The organism is Cetobacterium somerae, assembly GCF_022430525.1.
Lineage (GTDB): Bacteria > Fusobacteriota > Fusobacteriia > Fusobacteriales > Fusobacteriaceae > Cetobacterium_A.
Genome location: NZ_CP092520.1, coordinates 200,875 through 226,194 on the forward strand (window position 1 = coordinate 200,875; position 25,320 = coordinate 226,194).

The 25,320-nt window shown below is 29.5% G+C and carries 26 protein-coding genes and 1 tRNA gene; 24 read left to right on the forward strand and 3 right to left on the reverse strand.

From position 1 onward, the window contains the following. Nucleotides 1-3: 3 nt before the first annotated feature. The 5 genes from MKD34_RS09955 to MKD34_RS09975 all read left to right on the forward strand — a co-directional run bounded on the left by MKD34_RS09955 (nucleotide 4) and on the right by MKD34_RS09975 (nucleotide 4,397). Nucleotides 4-1,197 carry a PTS transporter subunit EIIB gene (locus MKD34_RS09955; protein ID WP_240221272.1) on the forward strand — a complete coding sequence of 398 codons (1,194 nt, stop codon included), beginning with the start codon at nucleotides 4-6 and terminating at the stop codon, nucleotides 1,195-1,197. Between the two features lie 96 nt (nucleotides 1,198-1,293). Beyond that, nucleotides 1,294-1,695 carry a nucleotidyltransferase substrate binding protein gene (locus MKD34_RS09960; RefSeq protein WP_240221274.1) on the forward strand — a complete coding sequence of 134 codons (402 nt, stop codon included), beginning with the start codon at nucleotides 1,294-1,296 and terminating at the stop codon, nucleotides 1,693-1,695. Further along, nucleotides 1,696-1,989, forward strand: a complete 294-nt coding sequence (locus MKD34_RS09965; RefSeq protein WP_240221275.1) for a nucleotidyltransferase family protein — start codon at nucleotides 1,696-1,698, stop codon at nucleotides 1,987-1,989. Between the two features lie 95 nt (nucleotides 1,990-2,084). Continuing rightward, a complete protein-coding gene (locus MKD34_RS09970; RefSeq protein WP_240221277.1) occupies nucleotides 2,085-3,566 on the forward strand; it encodes a bifunctional metallophosphatase/5'-nucleotidase in 1,482 nt (493 codons plus the stop codon). A gap of 381 nt (nucleotides 3,567-3,947) precedes the next feature. After that, complete coding sequence (locus tag MKD34_RS09975; protein ID WP_240221279.1) at nucleotides 3,948-4,397, forward strand: TSCPD domain-containing protein; 450 nt, start codon at nucleotides 3,948-3,950, stop codon at nucleotides 4,395-4,397. A 145-nt stretch (nucleotides 4,398-4,542) separates the two neighbouring features. Here MKD34_RS09975 and MKD34_RS09980 read toward each other — a convergent pair. From MKD34_RS09980 to MKD34_RS09990, 3 genes are all read right to left on the reverse strand, one after another. Further along, nucleotides 4,543-4,618, reverse strand: a tRNA-Met gene (locus MKD34_RS09980). 149 nt (nucleotides 4,619-4,767) lie between these two features. After that, on the reverse strand, nucleotides 4,768-9,285 hold the full coding sequence (locus tag MKD34_RS09985) for a discoidin domain-containing protein (RefSeq protein WP_240221281.1): 4,518 nt from the start codon (nucleotides 9,283-9,285) through the stop codon (nucleotides 4,768-4,770). Nucleotides 9,286-9,287: 2 nt separating this feature from the next. After that, nucleotides 9,288-11,051 carry a hypothetical protein gene (locus tag MKD34_RS09990; RefSeq protein ID WP_240221282.1) on the reverse strand — a complete coding sequence of 588 codons (1,764 nt, stop codon included), beginning with the start codon at nucleotides 11,049-11,051 and terminating at the stop codon, nucleotides 9,288-9,290. A gap of 227 nt (nucleotides 11,052-11,278) precedes the next feature. Between MKD34_RS09990 and eutS the strand changes: the two genes are divergently transcribed. The 19 genes from eutS to MKD34_RS10085 all read left to right on the forward strand — a co-directional run bounded on the left by eutS (nucleotide 11,279) and on the right by MKD34_RS10085 (nucleotide 25,317). Then, nucleotides 11,279-11,620, forward strand: coding sequence for an ethanolamine utilization microcompartment protein EutS (gene eutS / locus MKD34_RS09995; RefSeq protein ID WP_240221284.1), 342 nt, complete (start codon nucleotides 11,279-11,281; stop codon nucleotides 11,618-11,620). A 3-nt stretch (nucleotides 11,621-11,623) separates the two neighbouring features. Then, nucleotides 11,624-12,043, forward strand: coding sequence for a EutP/PduV family microcompartment system protein (locus MKD34_RS10000; RefSeq protein WP_240221286.1), 420 nt, complete (start codon nucleotides 11,624-11,626; stop codon nucleotides 12,041-12,043). 4 nt (nucleotides 12,044-12,047) lie between these two features. After that, on the forward strand, nucleotides 12,048-12,626 hold the full coding sequence (locus MKD34_RS10005; RefSeq protein WP_240221287.1) for an ANTAR domain-containing response regulator: 579 nt from the start codon (nucleotides 12,048-12,050) through the stop codon (nucleotides 12,624-12,626). Beyond that, nucleotides 12,623-14,017 (forward strand): sensor histidine kinase, encoded by a 1,395-nt coding sequence (locus MKD34_RS10010; protein ID WP_240221289.1) that lies wholly within the window; start codon nucleotides 12,623-12,625, stop codon nucleotides 14,015-14,017. Before MKD34_RS10005 ends, MKD34_RS10010 begins: the two co-directional genes overlap by 4 nt. 101 nt (nucleotides 14,018-14,118) lie before the next feature. Next, nucleotides 14,119-15,549 carry an ethanolamine ammonia-lyase reactivating factor EutA gene (gene eutA / locus MKD34_RS10015; protein ID WP_240221291.1) on the forward strand — a complete coding sequence of 477 codons (1,431 nt, stop codon included), beginning with the start codon at nucleotides 14,119-14,121 and terminating at the stop codon, nucleotides 15,547-15,549. Between the two features lie 28 nt (nucleotides 15,550-15,577). Beyond that, nucleotides 15,578-16,942 (forward strand): ethanolamine ammonia-lyase subunit EutB, encoded by a 1,365-nt coding sequence (locus tag MKD34_RS10020; RefSeq protein WP_240221293.1) that lies wholly within the window; start codon nucleotides 15,578-15,580, stop codon nucleotides 16,940-16,942. 12 nt (nucleotides 16,943-16,954) lie between these two features. Next, on the forward strand, nucleotides 16,955-17,833 hold the full coding sequence (gene eutC, locus MKD34_RS10025; protein ID WP_240221294.1) for an ethanolamine ammonia-lyase subunit EutC: 879 nt from the start codon (nucleotides 16,955-16,957) through the stop codon (nucleotides 17,831-17,833). Between the two features lie 10 nt (nucleotides 17,834-17,843). Continuing rightward, complete coding sequence (gene eutL / locus MKD34_RS10030) at nucleotides 17,844-18,497, forward strand: ethanolamine utilization microcompartment protein EutL (RefSeq protein ID WP_023050575.1); 654 nt, start codon at nucleotides 17,844-17,846, stop codon at nucleotides 18,495-18,497. A 17-nt stretch (nucleotides 18,498-18,514) separates the two neighbouring features. Then, a complete protein-coding gene (locus tag MKD34_RS10035) occupies nucleotides 18,515-18,946 on the forward strand; it encodes a BMC domain-containing protein (protein ID WP_240221296.1) in 432 nt (143 codons plus the stop codon). A 17-nt stretch (nucleotides 18,947-18,963) separates the two neighbouring features. Further along, nucleotides 18,964-19,248 carry an ethanolamine utilization microcompartment protein EutM gene (eutM, locus tag MKD34_RS10040; protein WP_023050577.1) on the forward strand — a complete coding sequence of 95 codons (285 nt, stop codon included), beginning with the start codon at nucleotides 18,964-18,966 and terminating at the stop codon, nucleotides 19,246-19,248. A 57-nt stretch (nucleotides 19,249-19,305) separates the two neighbouring features. Then, complete coding sequence (locus MKD34_RS10045; protein WP_170207986.1) at nucleotides 19,306-19,824, forward strand: BMC domain-containing protein; 519 nt, start codon at nucleotides 19,306-19,308, stop codon at nucleotides 19,822-19,824. Nucleotides 19,825-19,843: 19 nt separating this feature from the next. After that, complete coding sequence (locus MKD34_RS10050) at nucleotides 19,844-21,280, forward strand: acetaldehyde dehydrogenase (acetylating) (protein ID WP_240221298.1); 1,437 nt, start codon at nucleotides 19,844-19,846, stop codon at nucleotides 21,278-21,280. Nucleotides 21,281-21,291: 11 nt separating this feature from the next. Then, on the forward strand, nucleotides 21,292-22,050 hold the full coding sequence (locus MKD34_RS10055; RefSeq protein WP_240221299.1) for an ethanolamine utilization protein: 759 nt from the start codon (nucleotides 21,292-21,294) through the stop codon (nucleotides 22,048-22,050). Then, complete coding sequence (locus tag MKD34_RS10060; RefSeq protein WP_240221301.1) at nucleotides 22,037-22,684, forward strand: phosphate propanoyltransferase; 648 nt, start codon at nucleotides 22,037-22,039, stop codon at nucleotides 22,682-22,684. The genes MKD34_RS10055 and MKD34_RS10060 overlap by 14 nt, the downstream gene beginning before the upstream one ends. Next, nucleotides 22,677-23,273 carry a hypothetical protein gene (locus tag MKD34_RS10065; protein WP_240221303.1) on the forward strand — a complete coding sequence of 199 codons (597 nt, stop codon included), beginning with the start codon at nucleotides 22,677-22,679 and terminating at the stop codon, nucleotides 23,271-23,273. Before MKD34_RS10060 ends, MKD34_RS10065 begins: the two co-directional genes overlap by 8 nt. A gap of 4 nt (nucleotides 23,274-23,277) precedes the next feature. After that, nucleotides 23,278-23,529, forward strand: coding sequence for a EutN/CcmL family microcompartment protein (locus MKD34_RS10070; protein WP_023050583.1), 252 nt, complete (start codon nucleotides 23,278-23,280; stop codon nucleotides 23,527-23,529). Beyond that, nucleotides 23,530-23,796 carry a hypothetical protein gene (locus tag MKD34_RS10075; RefSeq protein ID WP_023050584.1) on the forward strand — a complete coding sequence of 89 codons (267 nt, stop codon included), beginning with the start codon at nucleotides 23,530-23,532 and terminating at the stop codon, nucleotides 23,794-23,796. Then, a complete protein-coding gene (eutH, locus tag MKD34_RS10080; protein ID WP_023050585.1) occupies nucleotides 23,786-24,874 on the forward strand; it encodes an ethanolamine utilization protein EutH in 1,089 nt (362 codons plus the stop codon). The genes MKD34_RS10075 and eutH overlap by 11 nt, the downstream gene beginning before the upstream one ends. Next, complete coding sequence (locus MKD34_RS10085) at nucleotides 24,871-25,317, forward strand: cupin domain-containing protein (protein ID WP_274722640.1); 447 nt, start codon at nucleotides 24,871-24,873, stop codon at nucleotides 25,315-25,317. The genes eutH and MKD34_RS10085 overlap by 4 nt, the downstream gene beginning before the upstream one ends. The last annotated feature ends 3 nt before the right edge of the window (nucleotides 25,318-25,320 follow it).

The window sequence follows — 25,320 nt, forward strand, 5'->3', positions numbered from 1 at the left end:
GAAGTGAAAGAAAATACAAAAAAATTGGTGGAAATGTTAGGTGGAAAAGAGAATATAAAAAGCATAAATCATTGTATGACTAGATTGAGAGCTCAATTAAATGATTCAACTTTATTGAATAAAGAGGGATTAGAAAATAATCATTTTTGTAAGGGTATAGTTGTAAATGGTGAAAATATTCAAATTGTAATAGGTGTTAAAGTCAAAGAGATTTTCAAAGAGATTTTAACTTTTATAGGAGAAAAAGATGAAGCGAAAAAAAATAGACTGTCTTTTTTTTCTGAAATTTTTCTACCGATGATTTCATGGATTCTTATGACAGGGATGTTACTTATTTTTCTAAAAATACCATTTTTAAAAGAGTTTAGAGGTATAAAAGAATTATATGAAGTTTTACTGAGATATTTTCCAGCTGTATTGGGATATTCACTGTTTACATATTTTGGAAAAGCACCTATAGTAGGAATAGCTTTTGGCTTTTTAATGATAAATTTAGATTTGGGAGATAATTTATTAGTGGTATTACCAGCTTTTTATTTTCTGAAAAAATTAAATGATATTTTAGAAAAACATATAAAAGATCCATTTAAGATACTTTTAGCCCCTTCACTTTCTATTTTAATAGGTTATATTATAGTTAGTTTTTTCTTAAAGAATTTAGGAGAAATAGTATTACTAGTGTTTATAAATTGGATGGAGACAGTTTTTGATTGGAAATATTACCCTATTTTAGCAGGAATTTTTGGGGGAGTCTATGCTTTAAGTGTAAAATATGGACTTCATCATATATTACTTTTTTTAGACCTACAACTTATTTTATCAGGAGTTGGAACATTTTTCTGGCCAATGGTGGTAGTTTCAAATATAGCTCAAGGAGCAGTAGCTTTAGGGAGTTCATTTAGAGAGTGGAAAGCAGCAGGGTTAGCATATATAGGGATAACAGAGCCAGCTATGTATGGAATAAATTTAAAAGAAAATAGGAGATTTGTATTAGCTATTATTTTATCTTCTTTAGGCGGATATTTGTGTGGTATTTATAGAGTTAAATCGATGGGAATAGGTCCAGGTGGAATACCTGCAATTCTAGTAGTAAATGAAAATAGTAGAATAAAATTTATCTTAATTATAGTATTTATTATTGTATCAGGAGTAATTTTAGGATTATTTTTAAAAAAGATTAGATTTAAAGAGAATTAATTAAGCAAAAAGCTGTGGAGAAATCTACAGCTTTTTTGCTTAAGCTAGATAGATGTGATACAATATATAAAAAAGTTAGAATAGGGTGATATTTTTATGGGAAAGAGATGGAGTGAAAAAATTAAAGATTTAGAGAACGCTGTTTCAAGATTAGATGAAGCCATAAAAGATAGTAAAAAAATAGAATTGTCAACATTAAAGGATGGGGTAATTCAAAGATTTGAATTCACGTTAGAGTTATCTTGGAAGATATTAAAAACATATTTAATGAATGAAGGAATAGATTGTGTGAATACACCAAAAAGTGTTGTAAGAGAAGCATATAAAGCTGGAATTATAAAAAATGGTGAGATTTGGATAGAGATGATAGATGATAGAAATTTAACATCACATATTTATAGTCAATCAATGGCAGATGATATATATTTAAGAATAACAAAAAAATATTTTAAAGAATTAGAGTTGTTATTTTACTATTTAAAGGAGATGAACTTTTAAATGAAGTTTGGTTTGAAGGAAAGAGAGTTAGATGAGATAAAAGTTTTATATTATCTATTTCCTGAGATAGATGAGATTGTAATATTTGGATCTAGAGCAAGAGGAGATTATAATAAAGTTTCAGATATAGATATTGCAATAAAAGGTGATGTAGATAAAATTATGTATAAAATAAGAGATTATTTTGAGGAGAGTAGTATAATATATACTGTAGATGTTGTAAATTATATATCTATAAGCAATCAGGATTTTAAAGAGAATATAGATAACGAAGGCATAATAGTTAATAGTTAAAGCTGTGGAGAAATCTACAGCTTTTTGCTTTATAGTTGGTATATATGATATAATACTTCAGATTTAAATTTAATTATTTTATTGGAGGGTGTATTTTGAAAAAATTATTACTTAGTTTTTTACTTATTTCGTCATTGGTTGCTGCTCAAGAAAAGGCTACACTACTATATTTTAATGACTCTCATGTGATTTATCCAGTTGTAGATAAGCATGGTGAAAGAGGAGGAGTTGCTAGAGCTAAAACTATAGTTGACTCTATAAAAAAAGAAAATAAAAATACTGTAGTACTTCAAGGTGGAGATTTAGGAGGAGGAGTTTTATTTGGAGCTGTTTATCATGGATTTCCAATGATTGAAGCTTTTAATAAAATGCCTATAGATATTTCAAATTTTGGACAACACGAGTTTGATTTCGGAGTAACTGAAGCTAGAAACTTAGTTAACAAATCTAAGTTTCAATGGATAAGCACTAACTTAAAAGAGAGTTCTGGAAAGCCTTTTAATAATTCTAAAGAATATATTATAAAAAAGATAGGAGATTTTAAGGTTGGTTTTTTAGGAACTACTGATGGAATGGAGACAACAATTCAAACAACTGAAATTTATCAAGAGGATATAATAAAAAGTATTGGAGAAAATTTAGAAAAATTAAAAAAAGAAAAAGTTGATTTTATAGTTCTTTTAACTCAAGCAGAACCTGAGCTTAATATAGAAATTTTAGAAAAATATCCAGAAATAAATGCTGTATTAGCAGAAGAAAAATCTGAGAAATATAATTTTGTAACTTATGTGGGAGAAAAACCAATTGTTTCTCCACAAGGAAATATGGGGTCTATTGTAAAAATTGATATATTTAAAAATAAAGATGGAAAAATAAAACAAAGTTTAGAATTTTTACCAGTTGATAGCTCTGTTCCTTCAGATAAAGAGATGTTAAAATTAGAAGAATTCTATAAAGAAAAATTAGATAGAGACTTAGGAACCGTTATTGCAAAAAACAATGTAAAACTAGATTCAGGATTTGGAGAGAATCATCACGCTAGATATGAGGAGAGTAATATAGGAAATCTAATAGCAGATGCTTATAAAAATCACTTTAATACAGAGATTGCATTTATGAATGGTGGAGGAATTAGAGCAAATATAGAATCGGGAGATTTTAGATTAAGAGATGCAATATCAATTCTTCCATTCTCAAATAAAGTTGGTGCTTTTAAATATAGTGGAAAAACTATAGTAGAAGCATTAGAGCATGGAGTTAGTAGTGTAGATAAAAAAGCTGGAAGATTTTTACAAGTCGCAGGGATGGAATATAGTTATAATCCAAAAGATGAAGTGGGATCAAGAGTAAGTAATGTCACTGTAAATAATAAACCTATTGAATTAGAAACTATTTATACAGTTGCTCTTCCTTTGTATATAAAAAATGGAGGAGATGGATTCCAAATGTTAAAAAATACTGTGGGGACAGTAGAGATAGATTCAGAGAAAAATATTGATTCAGATATTTTTATTGATTATGTGAAAAAAATAAAGGTATTAAACCCTAAATTAGAGGGAAGAATAGTTGTAAAATAGTGAAATTGCAGAGTAAAATCTGCAATTTTTTTTAGTCAAAATTAAGAAGAAAGAGGTTAAATTTAGATGAATATACTTAAAATATGGGATTTATATAAAAAAATACTAAAAAAAAGGTATAGAAATATGAAGTTACTATTTTAAAAACAAAAGTACAAAAAAATGCCGCTATTAAATGAGATTTAAGGCGTTCGTTTGAAATTAATCTAATTAGAGTTAAGAAGAGAAAAAAATGATATATAAAGCTATGTAGATGATATAGAGAGGTTATATAGATATTGTATTACAAATTAAGGAAAAACAATAATTTTTTATTTGACATATTAAAAATAATGAGTTATATAGCTATATTAATAATACAAAAATACAAGGGGGGAAATTATGAAAAGAAATTTATTTTTATTAGCTGGAGTTTTAATGGTAAGTACCTTTGCTAATGGGGAAGTGAAAAAAGATGTTAAATTTACAGAGGTACCCTATGGAGCTTGCTCTAAAGAGATGACTGTAGAGGTAAAAGATGGAAAAATAGTGTCGTTTTCTGCAGTGAAAGGATGCCCAGGAAACTTAAATGCAATATCTAAATTATTACCTGGAATGGAAGTAGATAAAGTTATCGCTCTTTTAGATGATAATCCATGTTCAGGTGCTCCGATAAAAGGATTGTCTTCATGCATGGATAATTTAGTTGAAATGCTGAAGTATCATGTTAATGGAGAAGGAGAGGGACATGTGGCAGAATTGAGAAAAAAACAAAAAGCACAGAAAATTGCATTCTCTTATAATGGGCATGTTTGCTCAGGTTGTGGATTATGTGATGCTCAATTCTCATAAAAATTAAAAAAGTTAAAAAGGTGCAAGTTCATTTAGTTTTGAACTGCACCTTTTGTTTTTTCATTGGATTAATTATAATTTAATTAAGTTACAAAAAATAAAAAAACTGCCAAAACCGACAGCTAGAAGCGTATTTAATATAATTTGGTGGCGGGAGCTGGATTCGAACCAACGACCTTCGGGTTATGAGCCCGACGAGCTGCCAACTGCTCTATCCCGCGTTACCTTTACTTAATAAGTATATCACGTAACTTAAAGTGTGTCAATAAAAAAATACAAATAAATTAAATTGTTTCAAAAAATTATACTAATATTGAAAAAGAACTGTGAAGAAATATCGCCCCACAGCTCTTTTAAAATATATAAAAATTTATTTAGTTGTAAGCTTTTCTAAAAATAATCTATTTTCTTCCGCTATAAACTCATCTTTGTTAGTCCAGTTTATTTGCCAAATAGGAATAGCAAAAGGTGGATATGTTTTACAAACATCAATAGCTTCTTGAGATATAGGGAAACTATGACGTAAGAAATAGTCACTAGTATCTCTATTTAATATATCTGAAGTGAACATAGCAAGTTTAGAAGCAGCATCTTCACTTGAAGTTGTAGGATTTGCCTGCATATATTCATTCATTTTTATTATAAACTCTCTGTCATTATAGAAATATCTCATTTTAAACCAGAAAGCAAGCTTTCCCCAAAAATCAGCATCATAGATAGAGATAGCTTCATTTGTAATGATATTATCATTTGACCATCCACCACCATGCTTATATTCTAACAGACCAGATTCAGCGAACCAGTTATTAAATACTTCACCAAATATTCCCATTAAATAGCCATTATTATCAAGTTCATGTCCAACTTCATGTCCAACAACCCAATGATGTGCATATCTTTCCTTTGTTAAATGATTGAAAGCTAATGGATTTCCACTGTAAGCTGTATATCCATTTCCAGTACCAACTCCAGCATGAGGGTTATCTGAATTTAATCCTGTCCACATAATTCTTTTATACGGAATAGGTTCATCAAAAGCTTTATTAGCTCCAACTAAATTATATAAAAAGTCAACGTACTCATCTCTAGTTTTTAAAACTTCTAAAAACTCTTCAGGTTTTATATTACTCTTTAACCAATCGATATCAAAGGCAGCTATTGTATTAACTCCTTCAATATAAGCTAGGTTACAATTGTGATTTTCAGACATAACACTTTCTATTTTAGATTTTTGATAAAATTCTTTATAAGAATCATAACCATAACGATAAACTAATCCATTGTCTAATTCACTTAAGGTATACATTCTAATCTCAGTTTCTCTAGATCCTTGCAAGAAAAGTTGTCCTTGTTGTTCACCAGGATTTATAATATTTATTCCAGGTTTAAAGTTAAAGTTACAATTAGCATTTGGTTTTCCTACAAAAGTAGTTAAAGTTCCACTTATAGCTCTATTAAATACAAATATATAATCTTGGTTAGGTTTTAAATAGTGAGGAGTAATATAAAGATTACCAGTACTATTTGCATTTATTTTACCAAAATAAAAACTTGTGTTTTTTTCTAAAGGTTTAATTGAAAGAATATAAAAAGGGTTATTTCCATTGTTGTTTATGAAAATTTTTGCTAGTTCTAAAGCTACAATTAACTCTTTATCTTCGGTTACATATTTTTCTATCTCTTCAATATCTTTAATTCCAATTCCAGGTTTAACTTTTGTAAAGTCGTTATTGAATATATCTTTTATTCTTGAGTGAATTGGATTATAAATTTTAAAGTTAACTTCATAAAGTGATACAGAATTACTACTTGACTCTAGAGTTCTTATCATAATTTCTTTAGCTAAAACAGGAGGAATTTCTAGAATTTTTATATTACTATTAGCTGAATTACTAATAGAGAAAGTTGTAGCAAATCTCCACTGATCATTTTCAGATTCTTTATAATAGATTTCTCCTTTTTTAATATTACCATTTATAGATTTACAAATATATCTAAATTGATCAACCACTTTAGGGTTTTCAAAGACAAATTCAATATCTCCAATACTAGTACTATAGAAGTTAGTTTCTAAATTTCCATCAAGAGCATTTTCAATAGGTTTATGAGAACCACATCTAGATAAACCTTTAATTGTATTTTGAGGAATTTCAGTAAAAATATCATTTGTAACATAGTAATTACTTTGAATACAAGGAATAATTTCAAGATAATGAGGCTTCCATTTTTCTATTTCCTCTAAGAAAACTCTAATTGTAAAATCTTTTGTGTATATAGGATCAAAAGTTAAATCTAATTCATTTTCTTTAGAAGTATATTTTATAGTTTTTAAAGATCTATCATTTCCTAAACTATCAATATAATTTAATTCAACTCCATATAAAGTATTAAGGTTGTTTTTTAATTTAAGAGTAATATGGTTTATAACTCTTAAATCATTATTAGTGTAGTTAATATCTTGGTAGGCAACTTTTTCTTTAAATAAATCCTTAGCTAATTGAATTTTATTCATATAATCTTTTGTTATTAAAACTCTTTTTTCGAGTTCTAATATATTTTCAAATGTTATTTCAGTTTTTAAAGAAGTATAAGTTTCATCAGTAAAAAGATTATTTATATCATCCTCTAAAAAGTTATGAATAAATATTTTTAGTTCCTCTTTTTTTATTCTACGAGTTGCAGTTTTTATAAAAAGTTCTGAAACGAACATAGGATCAATTTTAGAGTTAAATTGATTATTTTCATTGTAAAGGTATCTGTCCTTTGTTAGAGAATTTTCACAATAAATTGAGAATCTATCTTCAAAAGTTGTTGCGAATTTTGATATTAATTTCTTTTCAGAAAGTTTTATAATGTTATAGATAACATCATCAATAGCATAGTAATCAATTGTAAAGTTTTCATTGTTATAAGTTATATCAACATCTGTATTAAATGAGTACTTTTCAATATTTTCACTGATAGCTTCAACACCATAAATTTCATATGTTCCATAGATTAGAAGTTCGAAATTATCTGTATAAGTTTCAGTAAAATTAATAATTTTTTTATTTTCTTCTAAATTGTTTATTTCGATATTTTTTAATCGGAACTCTTTTTTATTCTTGTCAAAATATCTTACATCAGCTCTTAAAATATTTTCTAAAGCAGAGAATTGTAAGCCAGTAATAACAGAAAAAGTTGTTAAATTAGTAGCTTTAAAAATATTTGGTTCAATACTTTCTAAATAAAGATTTTCAATCTCTTTATAAATATTGTTATATTCTACAGTTTCTGCTAAAAGTGTTCTTAAGTATTTTAGATAGCTTAAATCTACTTTATCTACCAATGCTGTTTTACTTTCATCTGTAAAACACTCCATTAAAATATCATAAAGACGATTATATTTGAAAAACTCAGTTTCATAGATTAAAACATGGTCTTCATTCCCTTTTGTAACTCTAACACAAAGTTCTTTTGCCAATACAGGTTTAAAATGAACGTTTCTCCAGTTGCCAGATATACCATCCATTAAACATTGAGCCACTTCCATCCATTCATCTTCTGAACTTTCCTTGTAAAATAAAGTATAGTTTTGTATTCTTCCTAAAGAGTTAGGTCTTGTTAATACATGAACTCTGTCAATAACCTTTTCTTGACTAAAAGAGAAATACACATCTCCATATCCAATTGATGTGAATGGATTACTATGAAACTGAGTAGATTCATCTCCATCAACTGCTCTTTGGGCAACTAGATGTGCGTAGTGACCACATCCAGATGTAGCTGTGATAGTTGACTTATCTATTATAGTATCTTCATCAATTTCAGAATAATAATCCTCTTTAAAAGGAGTTCCAGTTATGATAAGGTTTTCTTGGCTCGCACCATATATTTTAAAAGTGATATCTTTTGCAAAAAATGGTTTAAATGTAATTTTATTTCCATCGATTGATAGAGGAACTTTTGTAAAAATATTTCCATAGTTATCTGCATACTCAATTTCAATATATCCATGAGATAAGTTATCGTTTAGAAAAAACTCTTTCCACATTTCAAATTGTTCGTTTCTATATATCATAGTTTTACCATCCTCTTTTCCAGTTAGTAGTTTTTTTGCTAGATTTAACTTTGAAATGTACTCTTCAGTAGAGTGAACTCTAGTGTTAATATCTTTAATGTCATTATAAGTGACTTCATCTTTTAAAGCAGAAAAAGTATTGTCTGTAAAAAGAGAGTCTATTTCATATGATATATAGTTGAAGATAAAGATGTTTGTATTTTCTAAGAAATTTATAGTTAGAGAATTATTACTTTTTATATATATTCTTTTCATCATAACAGGTAAAAACTTATAAGTACCACTACTTTCATCTCTTTCTGTAGTTATTTTTACAAAATTTTGATCATCCCCTGATGAATAAAATAATTCGAAATCACCATTAGGAGCAAATTGTATTCTATCGATAATTCTTGATTCTTGTAATGTGAAATAACATTCCTTATTTTGATTTTCAGTAATAATAGTTACTTCTTCAGATTTGATTCTTGTATCAACATCTTCGTTTTTATAATATTTTTTTCCATTTACAATGATAGGAGTTACATTTATAATAGAGGCTTCATCGTCCTCTATTAAAACTTTAATCTCTCCAGTTAGAACAGGATCTAATTCCCATCTTTGAATATTTCCCTCATTTGAAACTTCTCGAGCATGTAAGTTTACAGTGTTATCTAGAAAATCTTTAAACTCTATATTTAAAGTTGAAGGAAATAGATTGTTTTGACTTTCTAAAATTAGATTAGTTATTACTGAATAATCATTAAGTTTTAAAGTGAAAGTTTTTGAACTAGGGGCGTTCCCATTTCTAATAAAAATTAATTCAGGAACAAATTCTTTTAAATTCATATCTATCTTCTTTCCTCCTGTTGTATTTTATTTAAATAATCTTGATTAAATAACTCTTTTTCTCTTCTAAAGAAATCTTTGTGATTTTGGAAAGTAATATCATCAAGATTTAAAAATAGATTAGGATATGTATTACATTTATCTAAAATATTTTGAGATATATTATATCCTTTCTCAGTAAAAATAGCCCCAATATTTCTGAAAGTTAATTCAGTTGTCCAAAGAGTTAATTTATCAATAGGATTTTCATTTTCAGAAAGTTCATAAGTATAGTATTTTCTGAAAAGTCTAGTCATAAATCTATCTGAATTTGAGTATAACATTGTTTTTATAAAAATATCTTTTTTCTCGTCTCCCGTTAAAGCTAAAACTTTATTGTATTTAAACTCAAACGTTTTAAAAAAACCAAGTTTTAGAAGATCTTCTAGCTCTCTAGGAAAAAACTCGCTAGAAACCATCTCGTCAGAAGTTAATCTACAAATTAAAGGAGTTGCAAAACTATGTATTCCATTTTTGAAGAATAAATTAGCATCTCCTCCGAAGTTTAAAATACTTCCCATTTCAGTTGTTTTTCTTTCAACATTCTCATTGGTATTACCTTGCCATAAAACTCTTTTAATTATATTTTTTTCAAAATACAAAGGCATATCTAAAATTGTGTATAAAAAATCATAGTAGGCATCTATAGTAATTATAGAATCTAAAAAACGATGTTCATCAAAATTGTCTTTTATCCACTTGATTTCTATATTAGCAATGAAGTTTTTTCCCTCTATAAACATATTTTTTCTGTTGCTTTGAAGGTTTAAAAATTGTGTAAACTGACTTTCGCCCATTTTGAAAACGCTTGACTCATCAAAACCATAACCTCTTATATATATATTTTCATTTAAATCCCCGATTAAAAAAAGTTCTCCTGAGTCTGGAATAAAGACTTTATTTATTCCTTTATTTAATTTTATAGTGCCATTATATTGAAAGTTACTTTGATCTTGAAAATAAGTGATTTCACAATTAGAACTAGAAATTAGTATTACATTTCTACTATTATTAATGAACATTCCTAAAGAGTTCAATTTCTCTGTTTTAGAAATTTTTAAAGTACTACAAAACTCATTGGTATCAACTGTATTTTTTAAAAGTTGTACATCTTTATATTTTATAGTATCCATCTTAGATAGGTATAAGTATTTAACTATTCCACTTACTTTGTATAGCTCTGGATAAATTTTGACATCGTTATGAACTTCGTCAATTATTTCTAAAGTTAAAAAGTCTGAAAGTATAAAATTGCCATTGATTTCATCGAAAAAAGTAAGCATATTCATCTCTTGACTTAAACTAAAATAAAAATTTATTTCATTCATTGTAACAAATCTTCCGTTACTTCCATGGATACGAATACAAAATTCATTTGCAAAAGTTGGACTAAATTCTGCAGTTCTAAGTCCTTCACTAGTTTCCCAACTAGAAGATCTATATATAGAAACCCAATCTGCTGTAGAGATATTATTTTTATATAAAATTTCATAACTTTGGATAAGCCCCCAACCTCTTAGGTTGCTTGTGTAGAAGTCTATTTTTTCAATTACTCGATGAGTAGGTAGTTTAAAATAAATATCAGCATAAGAACCATTGGGGTAGCTTCCGTTTGAAGCGTAAACTGTTTCTAAATTTCTGTCTAATACTAAACTTACTTCGTTATTACCAAAATGAGATAACGTTGCTGCTGCTGTGATTGAGTCGTTAGGTATTCTATTATTCACATTTCACTCCTTTAAAATTTATTAAACTATTATGAAATAATTTTACATTTATTATATTGTTAAGTCAATAGTAAAAAAAATATTTCAAATAAAAAAATATTTTTATATAAAAACTATATAGGTTGGAACTTTGTAGAAGCTGAGCTTTTTTTATTCTTGAAAAAAGTCAATGTTTGTGATTTAATTGTAAACAAATGAAGTAAAATAAAAACAAAAGAGGTATAACCATGGAAAAAGTTAGAATGATTCAGGAGTATGTACCAGGAAAGCAAGTAACACTAGCACATCTAATAGCTCATCCAAACTTAGATATTTATAAAAAAATGGGATTGAACGTTGAAAATAAAAATGCTATAGGAATATTAACAATAACTCCAGGAGAAGCAGCTATAATAGCAGCAGATATAGCAACTAAATCAGGAGCGATAGAGATAGGGTTTTTAGATAGATTTAGTGGAACTTTAGTTATAACAGGAGATGTTTCAAGTATAGAAAGTTCTTTAGAAGCAATTATGCAATACTTAAAAGCATCTTTAAATTTTTCAGTTACAAATATTTCGAGGTCTTAAGATATGAAAATAATGTTAGTAGGGAAAACTGGAAGTGGAAAAACAACATTGACTCAAATTTTAAATAATCAAAAAGTTGAGTACAAAAAAACACAGATGGTAGATTATGCGGGAAAGATAATTGATACACCAGGAGAATATTTAGAAAATAAAGTGTATTATAAAGCTTTGAATGTTGTTTCTATAGATGCAGATATCATAATATTAATTCAATCAGCAACAGATGAGGAGAATCTATATCCACCAAATTTTGCGAGTATGTTTCTAGGAAAAAAAGTCTTGGGGGCAATAACTAAAATTGATTTAGAGGAAAATTGTAAAGACGCCGAAAAGATACTAGAGAATGCAGGAGTTGAAAAGATCTTTCATTTAGACTTAAAAAGTTTAAAGGGAGTGGAGTGCTTAAAAACTTTTTTGAGGTGAGTTAATGAGAAAAACCGTTGTTGTAGCAGAGGATGATTCTTTAATAAGAATGGATCTTGTAGAGATGTTAAGAGAAAATGAATATGATGTTTTAGGAGAAGCTAAAGATGGATTGGAAGCTGTTGAATTAGCACTAAGACATACACCAGATATTTTACTTTTAGATTTAAAAATGCCATTTCTTTTAGGAACGAATGTAGCAAAAATTCTGAAAGAAAAGGAGTATAAAAATTGCATAATTATGCTAACAGCTTATAGTATGGAAAACTATATAAAAGAAGCTACTGAATATGATGTGTCAGGATATTTAATAAAACCGTTAGATGAAAAGATTCTTCTATCACAGATGGATCTATTATATAAAAATTACAGTGAAAAAATAAAATTAAAAAATGCTTTAGAATTAAGTGAAAGAAAATTAAAAGAGAGAAAGATGCTAGAGAAAGCTAAAGGTATTTTAATGTGTAAATACTCTTTAACTGAGGATGAAGCATATACAAAAATAAGAAGGATAAGTATGGAAAAGAGAATTTCAATTTGCCAATTATCTGAAATTATAAATACTACTGGAGAGTTGTTATGATAAAAACCTATTGTAAAATGTGTGCTACTCTAACGACGCAAGATATAGAGAAAATACAAAAATTAGAGGAAACAGCTATAATTTTAAGTAACGTCTTAGGTGTGGATACATTTATAGACTGTCCTACAAAAGATGGAGAGAAAGCTTTAGTTGTTCATCACTCAAAACCTGAAACAGGGAGTATGTATTCTAAGAATATAGCTGGAGAAGTAGCTCTTTATAAAAATGAACCAGCTGTTTTAAGAACTTTACAAACAGGAATGCCATCTAAAAATTATAAAGCTATAACTCAAGAGGGAGAAACCGTTTTACAAAATGTAATTGCTATAAAAAATGAAAGTAATGAAATAATAGGTGTTTTAATATTAGAACATTCTGATAAAAAGAAAACTCTTTTAAAAATAGGAGATGTAGAAACTCCTGAAGAGTTAATGAGCAGTTTTTTAGAAACTAGATACACAATACCAGAACTTATAAAAGATGGAATAGTTATCTTTAATAACAATGAAACTGTAACTTACGCCAATGGAGTAGCTAAATCTATTTATGAAAAAATGGGGTTTGGAAAAAATATTGTAGGAGAAACATTTCAAAATATAGTTATCAACAGCGTAGAGTTTAATAATATATTACAAAATAAAAAAATAGATGTAGTTGAAATAAGTATATTAGATATGGTTTTATCAGTTAGTTATTTTGCAACACTAGAAAATAAAAAAAGGCAAAATGTGATTATGATAGTTAGAGATATAACCCAAGAGAAAAGTAAAGAGCAAGAGATAATTTTAAAATCTGTGGCGATAAAAGAGATACACCATAGAGTAAAAAATAATTTGCAAACAATTGCTAGTTTATTACGGATTCAAAGTAGAAGATCTAAAAATAGAGAGGTTAAAAAAATCTTAGATGAAACTATCAGTCGGATTTTAAGTATAGCAATAACACATGAAGTTTTGTCCGAAAAAGGATTCGATAATCTTAATATCAGAGAAATAGTTGACTTAATATACAAAAATTATTCAACAAAAACTATTGACAAAAAAGAAAAAATAGAGTTTACTATTATTGGAGATAACTTTAATATCTCATCTGAGAAGGCTACGGCGATTGCTTTAGTTATAAATGAGATTATCCAAAATATAGTAGATTATGCTTTTCCAGACGATGTAGCCGGAAAGGTAAAAATATTTATTCAGAAAGATCACTTCTTTTCAAGAATTACAATTTCTGACAATGGGGTCGGAATTCCTCAAGAAAAGATATCATCTTCTGGTTTGGGATTAATGATAGTTGAAAAAATAATAAAAGAGCAGTTAAAAGGTAGTTTTGAAATAAAAAGTGAAGTAGGAAAAGGTACAACAGTTAAGTTTGAAATAAAAAATGAATATTAAATATACAAGGTTGTATATTTTAAAATAGCAAAGAAGCTAAAGAATATAGTGGGTAACTATATTTCTTTAGCTTTTTTTGTTCTAATTAGGAGGTAAATTTAGTGAAGGAAGAGATTATAAGTGTGGGAATTGATATTGGAACATCTACAACTCAGTTAGTTTTTTCGAAAATAACTTTAGAAAATCTATCTTCTGGAGCAAGAGTTCCTCAAATAAAAATTGTGGACAAAGAGATTTTTTATAGAAGTAAAATCTACACAACACCACTTGTAAATTCTTATGAGATTGATATAGAAGCTTTAAAAAAAATCTTAAAAGATGAGTATGAAGCTTCTAAAGTTCCAAGAGAAAAGATAAGTACTGGAGCGGTAATAATAACTGGAGAAACAGCTAGAAAAAGTAATGCTAGAGAGGTACTAAAAGCTTTAAGTGGAATGGCTGGAGATTTTGTCGTAGCAACAGCTGGGCCAGATTTAGAAAGTATAATATCTGGAAAAGGTTCCGGAGCTATGAAGTTTTCAGAAGAGAATAATACAAGTATCTATAATTTAGATATAGGTGGTGGAACGACAAATATCTCTTTATTTGATAAGGGTGAAGTTGAGGATACAACTTGTTTAGATATAGGTGGTAGATTAATAAAATTTGAAAAAAATAGTTTGAAGATAGCGTATATCTTTAAAAAATATGAAAAGCTTATTGAGAGATTGAATTTAAAAAGTTTAAAAGTTGGAGAGATTGCTAGTGAAAGAGATTTAGAAATTTTATGTGATAAAATAGCTGAAATTCTTTTAGAAGCAGTGAAAAATACTCAACCTAAAAGTGAAGATTATAGATTGCTCATAACAGATAAAGATTACAGAACTCTGTTGAAAGGTGAATTTATTAGTTTCTCAGGAGGTGTAGCTGATTTTATCTACACTGAACCTGAAAAGAAAGACTACTATGTCTATGATGATATCGGTCCACTTTTAGGAGTTTGTATAAAAAGAAAGTTTGAAAAAGAAAAAATAAATATGGTTAGATTGGGAGAAACAATAAGAGCGACAGTTGTAGGAGCAGGTTCTCATACAACTGAAATAAGTGGAAGTACAATAAGTTACGCTAAAGAGGTTCTTCCAATAAAAAATCTTCCTATATTGAAAATAAATGATGCAGATAAAAATTTTGATTATAAAGATTTAGTAAAAGTTTTAGAAAAAAAATTAGAATGGTTTAAAGCAGATGATGGATATCAAGATGTAGCTATTGGATTAAGTGGTAGAAAAGGACTTAAATATAAAGATATACAAGAGATGTCTAAAAATATATACGAGGTGATGAAAAGATTTAAAAGATTAGTGATTATAGTAGAGGAAGACATAGGAAAAGTTTTAGGACAGTGCTTAATATTAGAATCTGAAAATAGGATTCCAATAGTTTGTATAGACAGTATAAAAGTTAATGATGGTGACTTTGTAGATATTGGACTTCCTCTTGGAAGTGGAAGTGTGTTACCGGTAATTGTAAAGACATTAGTTTTAAGTTATTAAATAAAAAAAATAGATTGGGGTGAGTTTGATGAGATTACACACAAGACTTTTTGGCCAAGACTATGTATTTGAAAATTTATATGATGTTATGGCTAAAGCAAATGAAGAAAAATCAGGTGATGAGTTAGCTGGAATAGCAGCAAGAAGTACAAAGGAAAGAGTGGCAGCAAAAGAGGTATTATCTAATATAAAACTTAAAGAGTTTAAAGAGAATCCTGCAGTTCCTTATGATCAAGATGAGGTTACAAGAATTATAATAGACGCTCTAAACTTAAAAGTATATGAAGAGATAAAAGAATGGACTGTTGGTGAGCTAAGAGAGTGGTTATTAGCTACTGAAAATGGAGATAGAGAGATTCAGTGGATAAGAAGAGGATTAACTTCAGAGATGATATCAGCAGTTACAAAATTAATGTCAAATTTAGACTTAATTAGAGCGGCGAGTAAAATTCAAGTAAAAAAACATTGTAACACAACAATTGGAGGAAAAGGAATTTTAGCAGCTAGACTGCAACCTAACCATACAACAGATGATCCAGATGGAATAATGATTTCACTACTAGAAGGGTTAAGTTACGGAGTTGGAGATGCTTTAATAGGATTAAACCCAGTTGATGATACTGTCGATAGTGTTGTTAGAGTTTTACAAAGATTTGATGAGATAAAGAAAAAATTCCATATACCAACACAAATATGTGTACTAGCTCACGTAACTACTCAAATGGAAGCTATAAGAAAAGGAGCTCCTACAGATTTAATATTCCAAAGTATAGCTGGATCACAAAAATCAAATGAAGCTTTTGGAATAACAGGAGATATGATAGAGGAAGCAAGACAACTAGCTCTAACTCACGGAACAGCAGCAGGACCAAATGTAATGTATTTTGAAACAGGACAAGGTTCTGAACTTTCTTCAGATGGACATAATGGTGTAGATCAATTAACAATGGAAGCAAGATGTTATGGATTTGCTAAAAAATACGATCCATTTATAGTTAATACCGTAGTTGGATTTATAGGTCCAGAGTATCTTTATGATAGTAAGCAAGTTACAAGAGCTGGATTAGAAGATCACTTTATGGGAAAACTTCATGGATTATCTATGGGAGTTGACGTTTGTTATACAAACCATATGAAGGCAGATCAAAACGATATTGAAAACTTAGCTGTTTTATTAACAGCAGCTGGATGTAACTATTTTATGGGAGTTCCAGCTGGAGATGATATTATGTTAAACTACCAAACTACAGGATATCATGATATTCAAACTTTAAGAGAAACATTAAATGTTAAACCTATAAAAGAGTTTGAGGAGTGGCTAGAAAAAGTAGGTATCAGAGATGAGGATGGAAATTTAACTAATCTTGCAGGAGATGCATCACTATTTTTATAGGAGGAGAGAATAATGATTTCTGAAAAAGAGTTGAAAGATATAATATCACAAGTTTTAAAAGAGATGGATGGAGAGGGAAAGGCTTTAGAAAAAGTAAAAGAAAGAGTTGAAAAAACACTTTCTAATTTGGAAGAGGTAGAGGATATAACTAAAATTGATTTGAGAGAAGTTATAGACGTAGTGAATCCAAAAAATAGAGAGGAGTTATTAAAGTATAAAAGAAAAACTCCAGCAAGAGTTGGAATTGGAAGAGCTGGAACAAGATATACAACATCAACAATGTTAAGATTTAGAGCTGACCACGCTTCAGCACAAGATGCTGTATTTACTGATGTTTCAGATGAAGTATTAGCTAAAAATAATCTATTTACAGTTCAAACAAGATGTAATTCTAAAGATGAGTATATAACAAGACCAGATTTAGGTAGAAGATTATCAGATGAAGCTGTAAAGGTTTTAAAAGAGAGATGTAAACAAAACCCAACAGTTCAAGTTTATGTTTCAGATGGTCTTAGTTCAACAGCAGTAGAAGCTAACGTTGAAAATATACTTCCGGCACTATTAAATGGATTAAAAGCTTATGGAATAGATACAGGAACACCATTTTTCTTGAAATATGGAAGAGTTGCTGCTTCAGATGATGTAGCTGAAACACTTGGTGCAACAGTAACTTGTGTATTAATTGGAGAGAGACCAGGATTAGCAACTGCAGAAAGTATGAGTGCATATATAACATATAAAGGATATGTAGGAATACCAGAAGCTAAAAGAACAGTTGTATCAAACATACATGAAAAAGGAACTCCAGCAGTGGAAGCAGGAGCACATGTGGCACATATAATTAAGAAAATATTAGACGCTAAAGCAAGCGGACAAGATTTAAAATTATAAGGAGGAAAAAATGACAAACGATCCTATAAAACCAAGTGTTTTAGCAGTTAAGCTAATACCAAATGTAGATGATAAAATGGCGGAAGAGTTCAAACTTCCAAAAGGGTATAAGAGTATTGGAATAGTTACAGCAGATTGTGATGATGTAACATATACAGCATTAGATTATGCAACAAAAATGTCAGAAGTTGAAGTAGTTTATGGTAGATCATTTTATGGTGGCGCAGCAAATGCAAATACAAAATTAGCAGGAGAAGTTATTGGAATAATAGCTGGACCTACACCTGCTGAAGTAAAAAGTGGATTAAATGCAATAGTAGATTTTATAGAAAATGAAGCATGTTTCTATAGTGCTAATGATGACGATACAATTGCATATTACGCTCACTGTGTTTCAAGAACAGGAACTTATCTGTCAAAAACTGCAGGGGTACCAGAGGGAGAAGCTTTAGCATATTTAATAGCACCACCTTTAGAGGCTATGTATGCACTTGATGTGGCATTAAAAGCAGCAGATGTAAGATTGGCAGCTTTCTTTGGACCACCATCAGAAACTAACTTTGGAGGAGGACTTTTAACAGGAAGTCAATCAGCATGTAAAGCAGCATGTGATGCTTTTGCTGACGCTGTGAAATACGTTGCTCAAAATCCATTAAAGTTCTAAAAGGAGTTGTTTAAATTATGAAAGCATTAGGAATGATTGAAACAAGAGGAATGGTTGGAGCGATAGAGGCTGTAGATGTGGCGTGTAAAACGGCAGATGTAGAGGTACTAAATAGACATCTTGTAAAAGGTGGAATAGTAACAGTTGAAATAGTTGGTGATGTTGGAGCTGTAAAGGTTGCAGTAGAAGCGGCAGCTGAAGCAGTTAAAAGATTAGGAGTTTATATGGGAAGTCATGTAATTCCAAGACCAACTGAAGAAGTATACAATATGTTAGAAAAAAAAAGAGAACATAAAACTGTAGAAAAAAAAGAGGTTCCAACAGAAGAGATAGTCGAGGAAGAGATAATTGTAGAGCTTCCAGAAGAAAACGAAGTTATAGTAGAAGATATAGTAGATGAAGTAGAAGCAAAACCAGTAGTGAATAGAAGAGATAAAACTAAAAAATAGATAAGGAGAGGATATTTATGGCAACTTTAAATGCATTAGGAATGGTAGAAACAAGAGGATTAGTAGCAGCGATAGAGGCAGCAGACGCAATGGTAAAAGCAGCAAACGTAACTTTAATAGGAAAAGAGATTGTTGGAGGAGGACTTGTGAGTGTTTTAGTTAGAGGAGACGTTGGAGCTGTAAAAGCGGCAACAGATGCTGGAGCAGCGGCAGCAGATAGAATTGGAGAGTTAATATCTGTTCACGTAATTCCAAGACCACACTCAGATGTAGAGGCAATTTTACCAAAAGAAGCAAAGTAGAAAAATATTAGGGAGTGACATATTAGTCACTCCCTAAAAATAATGAAAGGAGAAGAGATGAAGGCATTAGGTATAGTTGAATTTAATAGTATTCCAAAGGGAATTGAGGAATTAGATAAAATTATAAAATTTAATGAATTGAAAATATATAAGGCTGGAGTAACTTGTCCTGGAAAATATTACTTTATAGTTTATGGAGATAACTCTTCAGTTAAAGATGGATTGAAAGATTTAACAGGAGAACGTTGTAAACAAGTTATTTCTGGAGTAAGTGAAAAGCTTTTAGAAGCTTTGAACAGAAAAAGAGAAGATAAGAAATTTAAAGCAATAGGTGTAGTTGAATTTTTAAATATAGCTGATGGTGTTAAAGTTTTAGATCATGTGATTAAAAGTGTTGATGTAGATATAGTTAAATTAGTTTTAGGATGGACACTAGCAGGAAAATGTTATTTTGTTGTAGGAGGAGAAACGAGTTCTATAGATGAGGCAATAGTTTTAGTTACAGGATCATCTTATAAATATATGGATATTAGTAAAATAAATAACCCAGTTGAAAACATACTTGATTATATTTAAGTTTTAATAGGGAGGCAAAATGGATAGAGATTTAATGTCAAGACAAGAGGTAAGAGATTTAATAAGAAAATCAAAGGAAGCACAGAAAATATATGCTACATTTTCTCAAGAGAAAATAGATAGTATTATATGTTCTATAGTAGAGGGAATAAAAGGATACAGCGAAAAATTAGCTAAGATGGCTGTAGAAGAAACTGGTTTTGGAAATTGGCAAGATAAAGTTTTAAAAAATAAGTTTGCTTCAGAATATGTATATGAGTATATAAAAAACATGAAAACAGTCGGTGAATTGAAAAATGAAAATGGAGTTTTAGAGATTGGTGTTCCTTTAGGTGTTATAGCTGGATTAATTCCATCTACAAACCCGACGTCTACAACAATTTATAAAACATTAATATCATTAAAAGCTGGAAATGGAATAGTGGTAAGTCCTCATCCAAATGCTAAAAATTGTATAATTGAAACAGCTAATCTGTTAAAAGAGATTGCAGAAAAAGCTGGAGCACCTGAAGGATTAATAGGTGTAGTAAAAACAATAACTATGGATGCAACAGAGGAGTTAATGAAACATGAAGATACAGCATTGATTTTAGCTACTGGTGGAGAAGCTATGGTAAAAGCTGCATATAGTTCAGGGAATCCAGCAATAGGAGTTGGACCAGGGAATGGGCCAGCATTTATAGAGAAAAGTGCAAATATAAAATTAGCTGTAAAGAGAATTATAGATAGTAAGACTTTTGATAATGGTGTTATATGTGCTTCTGAACAATCTATAATTGTAGAAAAAGTGATAAGAGAACAAGTGAAAGAGGAGCTATTAGCTCAAGGTGGATATTTCTTAAATCCAGAAGAATCTAAAAAACTTTCAAATTTCATTTTAAGAAGTAATGGAACGATGAATCCACAAATTGTAGGTAAAAATGCTTTAAGACTGGCACAGATGGCGGGAATAAATGTTCCATGTGACACTAAAGTTTTAATTTCAGAAGAGTGTGAAGTTTCAAAAAGAAATCCATACTCAAGAGAAAAATTAGCTCCAATTTTAGCATTTTATGTTGAAAACAGTTGGGAAGAGGCATGTGAAAGATCTATTGAAATATTAAATGTAGAAGGAAAAGGGCATACTATGGTTATTCACTCTGAGAATGAAATGGTTATAAGAGAGTTTGCTCTAAAAAAACCAGTTTCGAGACTTTTAGTTAATACACCAGGTGCTTTAGGTGGAATTGGTGGAACAACTAATCTAGCTCCAGCACTAACTTTAGGATGCGGTGCAGTTGGAGGAAGTTCAACTTCTGATAATATAACTCCATTAAACCTTATAAATATAAGAAGAGTAGCTTGGGGAGTTAGAGAATTAGAAGATATAAAAGGTGAAAAGAAAAGCTGTGAAACATCGCAAGATAAATTAGAAGAGATGGTAAAGAAAATAGTAGCAGATATATTAAATAGATAGGAGAGGTACTTATGGTTCTAACAGAGGAAAAATTAAGATCTCTTTATAAAAAAGATGAAAATATGAAAGAGATTTCTTTAGAAAAAGGAACAATTTTAACTCCTTCAGCAAGACAATTTTTAATAGATAAAGATATAAAGGTAGTTGATAAAATAGCTGGAAAAACTGAAGAGACTAGAGAGTTTAAAGAGATAAGGAATGAAGAATCAAAACCTAAGTACAAAGGAATATTAGGAGAGCTTTATGTTGAAAAACCAGAGTATATGACTCAAATATATGGAAATGTTTTAGTAAAAAAAGATGATAAAAGAATAATTTTTAGAGGTGTAATAGATTCTTTTCAAAGTCGTTGGTTAGTTTTAATGAAGGATTTAGAAGAGGTTAAAAATGCTAAACTTCAAAAGGATTTAGAGAGTATCGAAAAATTTATAAAAAACATTTTAGTTTCAGAAGTTATAGGAGAGGCATTAGTTGATATAAAGGTTTTAGAAAAAAGTTTAGATGAGATTAGAGATATCTCTCACAATCCTAAAAAATATTTTAATAGAGAGCATCTCTTTGGAATATGTTCAAAGGATAGTTATCCAGTTATAAAATTAAATGAGATGAGAGCCTTATCTAGAGAGCTAGAGATTAAAGGTGTAGAAGCTTTTGTTAAAGAGAATGGAACAATTGAAAGAAGAGACATCCTATTAGCACTAAATAGATTAAGTAGTGCTATCTATATAATGATGTTAAGAGGGGTGACAGGAGAGTATGGAAATCGATGAGATTGTAAAATTAGTAAAGGATGCTGTAGAAAAAGAGTTAAATCAAAAAGAATATAAAAATATGAAAAGAATTCCAATAGAAGCTTCAGGTAGGCATATTCACCTTTCAGAAGAGGATGCAGAGATTTTGTTTGGAGAGAGATATCAGTTTAATAAAGTGAAAGATCTATCTCAACCAGGTCAATATGCTTGTAAGGAAAGAGTTAGACTAGTTGGTCCAAAAGGGGTAATAGAAGGAGTAATAGTTTTAGGACCATTTAGAGGAAGTACTCAAGTTGAACTTTCATTAACAGATGCTAGAACTTTAGGTGTAACTCCTGTTTTAAGAGAATCTGGAAGCACAAAAGATACTCCAGGAATTTTAATAACAAATGGTGATAGATACTTAAAGTTAAAAGAGGGAGTAATAGTAGCTAAAAATCATATTCATATGACAGAAGAAGATTCAAGAAGGTTAAACTTAAAAGATAAGGATAAAGTAAAAGTAAAAATTTGTGGTAGTTTAAGACCAATGATTTTTGAAGATGTTGTTGTGAGAGTGAATAATAGATTTTCTCTAAATATGCATATAGATTATGATGAGGCCAATGCTTGTTTTTTAACTAAAGACTCTTATGGAGAAATTTATGAATGAAAATGATTTACTAGATATTATAAGAAAAGAGATAGAAAAGTATATAAGAGAAAAAAATGATTCACAAGAACAAAATATAAAAGAAAAAATAACTCTTTTGGGAGAGGATTTAATACTTAAAGAGGAGTTAGAAAAAAGATTTGAGATTTCAGATGAAAGCAATAAAATAGTAGTTTTTTCATTGGAAATTGATGAGTTATTTTCCATTTCAAATGCAACATATATAAATCCAAAAACAGAGTTGATAATAAAATCTCTATTAAAAAATAAAAATATATATTTAATAGAGGAGGGAATATCTTGGCGAAGTTATAATTGTGAAATTAAAAAAATAACCGATAAGTATTTGTGTTATGAAAAAGAATTGAAAGACATGGGAATAAAAATTATTAAAAAAATTGAAATTCTTGATCATTTGGATAATACTAAAAGGAAAAAATATTTTGACAAAAAAGTTATGACTCTAAAAGATGTGAAAGAGATAGAAAGAGAAGCAACAGATGAGATAGTTGTTTCAGATAAAATCTTTATAACAGACTCAGCCAAAGAATATTTAAAAAATTCAGCTTTAGAAATAAAAAAAGGGTGATTTTATGGTTATAGGAAAGATTATTGGAAATGTTTGGGCAACAAGGAAAGATGAGTCTTTAAATGGTTTAAAATTTATGATAGCTCAACTTGAAAACGGAGAAAAAATAGTTGTATGTGATTATATTGGAGCTGGAACAGGAGATATGGTTCTTATAACAAAAGGAAGTGGAGCAAGAAAAGTTTTAGAAAATGAAAGTATACCAATTGATGCAGTAACAATTGGTATTATAGATGGATTTGAGGAAGGTGAATAGATGAAAAAGAAACTTATTACCTTGGAAAATGTAGAGGAGTTTATAGTAGGAGATGAATTAAATATGTCAAAAGATATGATTCTTCTTCCTAAAGTAAATGATTATTTAAAAAATAAAGGGGTAAAAATTAGATATGTATCTGATAGTTGTAAAAGTTTAGAAGAAAGAATCAAATTGATTTTGACTAAAGATTTTAATATATCAGATGAAAGAGTAATCGGTGAAGTTTTAAAAAAAGTTAAAGGGGGTATAAATAATGGGTATTAATGAAATTATCATTTATATAATGGTTTTATTTATGGTAATTGGAGCAATTGATAAGTGTTTAGGGAATAAATTTGGTTATGGTGAGAAGTTTGAAGAGGGAATTATGGCAATGGGTGCTCTAGCTCTAGCAATGGTTGGAGTAATATCACTTGCTCCAGTATTAGCCAAAATACTTCGTCCAATAATTTCTCCAGCTTATACAATGCTTGGGGCAGACCCAGCAATGTTTGCTACGACATTATTGGCAAATGATATGGGTGGATATCCACTAGCAATGGAGCTAGCTCTTTCACCTGAAGCTGGAAAATTTGCAGGGTTAATACTAGGGGCAATGATGGGACCAACTCTTGTATTTACAATTCCAGTTGCACTTGGAATAATTGAAAAAGAGGATAGACCATACTTGGCAAAAGGTATATTAGCAGGTATGATTACAATTCCAATTGGTTGTTTAGCAGGTGGATTAACAGCAGGATTCTCATTAGAGTTAGTGCTTTCAAATATACTTCCAATAATAATATTCTCAGCATTAATATCTTTAGGTCTTTGGAAAATGCCTGAAAAGATGACTAGTGGATTCACAATTTTTGGAAAAGGAGTAGTTATCGTTATAACAATTGGATTAGCTGCATCAATAATTGAAACATTAACAGGAATCGTTGTTATCCCAGGAATGGCTCCAATAACAGATGGTATTGAAATTGTAGGAAGTATTGCAATCACACTAGCTGGTGCATTCCCGTTAGTATTATTCTTAACAAAAGTTTTAAATAAACCACTTACAAAACTTGGAGAGTCATTGGGAATGAATGAAAAAGCAGCAGCAGGATTAGTAGCAACACTTGCTAACAATATCCCAATGTTTGGATTAATGAAAGAGATGGATAAAAAAGGTAAAGTAATAAACGTAGCATTTGCTGTAAGTGCGGCTTTCGTATTTGGAGATCACTTAGGGTTTACTGCAGGAGTAGATTCGCAAATGATATTCCCGATGGTTGTTGGAAAGTTAGTTGGTGGAGTAACAGCAGTTATTTTAGCAAAATTTATGTTCAGAAATATAGAGGGTGAAGCAAAATGATAAATATAGATGAGTTAGAACTAGAAAAAATAATCAGAAAAGTTATAGAAAAAGAGTTAAGAGGAGAGAAAAATATAAAGTATGTAGATCCATCTGGTGTAGCTGTTGTAAAAGCTGAAAAGATAGAGAAAGTTAAGTTTGATACAGGAAATCCTCAAGATCAAGTTTATGTAACAGATTTATTCTCTTTAGAAGAGAGTCCTAGAATTGGTGCAGGTATGATGGAGATGACAAAAAGTACTTTCGATTGGACATTAAATTATGATGAAATTGATTACGTAATAGAGGGTAAATTAGAAATTGTAATAGATGGAAGAACAATTACAGGGGAAAAAGGAGATGTCCTTTTAATTCCAAAGGGATCAAGTATAAAGTTTAAAGCTACAGAATATGCTAAGTTTATCTATGTTGTCTATCCAGCTAACTGGATGGAACAGAAGTAGGTG

Bases quoted from the DNA above. Each gene is read 5' to 3' on its own strand.
- MKD34_RS09960 (WP_240221274.1), top strand. From the start codon at position 1,294: ATGGGAAAGAGATGGAGTGAAAAAATTAAAGATTTAGAGAACGCTGTT.
- MKD34_RS09965 (WP_240221275.1), top strand. From the start codon at position 1,696: ATGAAGTTTGGTTTGAAGGAAAGAGAGTTAGATGAGATAAAAGTTTTA.
- MKD34_RS09975 (WP_240221279.1), top strand. From the start codon at position 3,948: ATGAAAAGAAATTTATTTTTATTAGCTGGAGTTTTAATGGTAAGTACC.
- MKD34_RS09985 (WP_240221281.1), bottom strand. From the start codon at position 9,285: ATGAATTTAAAAGAATTTGTTCCTGAATTAATTTTTATTAGAAATGGG.
- eutS (WP_240221284.1), top strand. From the start codon at position 11,279: ATGGAAAAAGTTAGAATGATTCAGGAGTATGTACCAGGAAAGCAAGTA.
- MKD34_RS10000 (WP_240221286.1), top strand. From the start codon at position 11,624: ATGAAAATAATGTTAGTAGGGAAAACTGGAAGTGGAAAAACAACATTG.
- MKD34_RS10005 (WP_240221287.1), top strand. From the start codon at position 12,048: ATGAGAAAAACCGTTGTTGTAGCAGAGGATGATTCTTTAATAAGAATG.
- MKD34_RS10010 (WP_240221289.1), top strand. From the start codon at position 12,623: ATGATAAAAACCTATTGTAAAATGTGTGCTACTCTAACGACGCAAGAT.
- MKD34_RS10020 (WP_240221293.1), top strand. From the start codon at position 15,578: ATGAGATTACACACAAGACTTTTTGGCCAAGACTATGTATTTGAAAAT.
- eutC (WP_240221294.1), top strand. From the start codon at position 16,955: ATGATTTCTGAAAAAGAGTTGAAAGATATAATATCACAAGTTTTAAAA.
- eutL (WP_023050575.1), top strand. From the start codon at position 17,844: ATGACAAACGATCCTATAAAACCAAGTGTTTTAGCAGTTAAGCTAATA.
- MKD34_RS10035 (WP_240221296.1), top strand. From the start codon at position 18,515: ATGAAAGCATTAGGAATGATTGAAACAAGAGGAATGGTTGGAGCGATA.
- eutM (WP_023050577.1), top strand. From the start codon at position 18,964: ATGGCAACTTTAAATGCATTAGGAATGGTAGAAACAAGAGGATTAGTA.
- MKD34_RS10045 (WP_170207986.1), top strand. From the start codon at position 19,306: ATGAAGGCATTAGGTATAGTTGAATTTAATAGTATTCCAAAGGGAATT.
- MKD34_RS10050 (WP_240221298.1), top strand. From the start codon at position 19,844: ATGGATAGAGATTTAATGTCAAGACAAGAGGTAAGAGATTTAATAAGA.
- MKD34_RS10055 (WP_240221299.1), top strand. From the start codon at position 21,292: ATGGTTCTAACAGAGGAAAAATTAAGATCTCTTTATAAAAAAGATGAA.
- MKD34_RS10060 (WP_240221301.1), top strand. From the start codon at position 22,037: ATGGAAATCGATGAGATTGTAAAATTAGTAAAGGATGCTGTAGAAAAA.
- MKD34_RS10065 (WP_240221303.1), top strand. From the start codon at position 22,677: ATGAATGAAAATGATTTACTAGATATTATAAGAAAAGAGATAGAAAAG.
- MKD34_RS10070 (WP_023050583.1), top strand. From the start codon at position 23,278: ATGGTTATAGGAAAGATTATTGGAAATGTTTGGGCAACAAGGAAAGAT.
- MKD34_RS10075 (WP_023050584.1), top strand. From the start codon at position 23,530: ATGAAAAAGAAACTTATTACCTTGGAAAATGTAGAGGAGTTTATAGTA.
- eutH (WP_023050585.1), top strand. From the start codon at position 23,786: ATGGGTATTAATGAAATTATCATTTATATAATGGTTTTATTTATGGTA.
- MKD34_RS10085 (WP_274722640.1), top strand. From the start codon at position 24,871: ATGATAAATATAGATGAGTTAGAACTAGAAAAAATAATCAGAAAAGTT.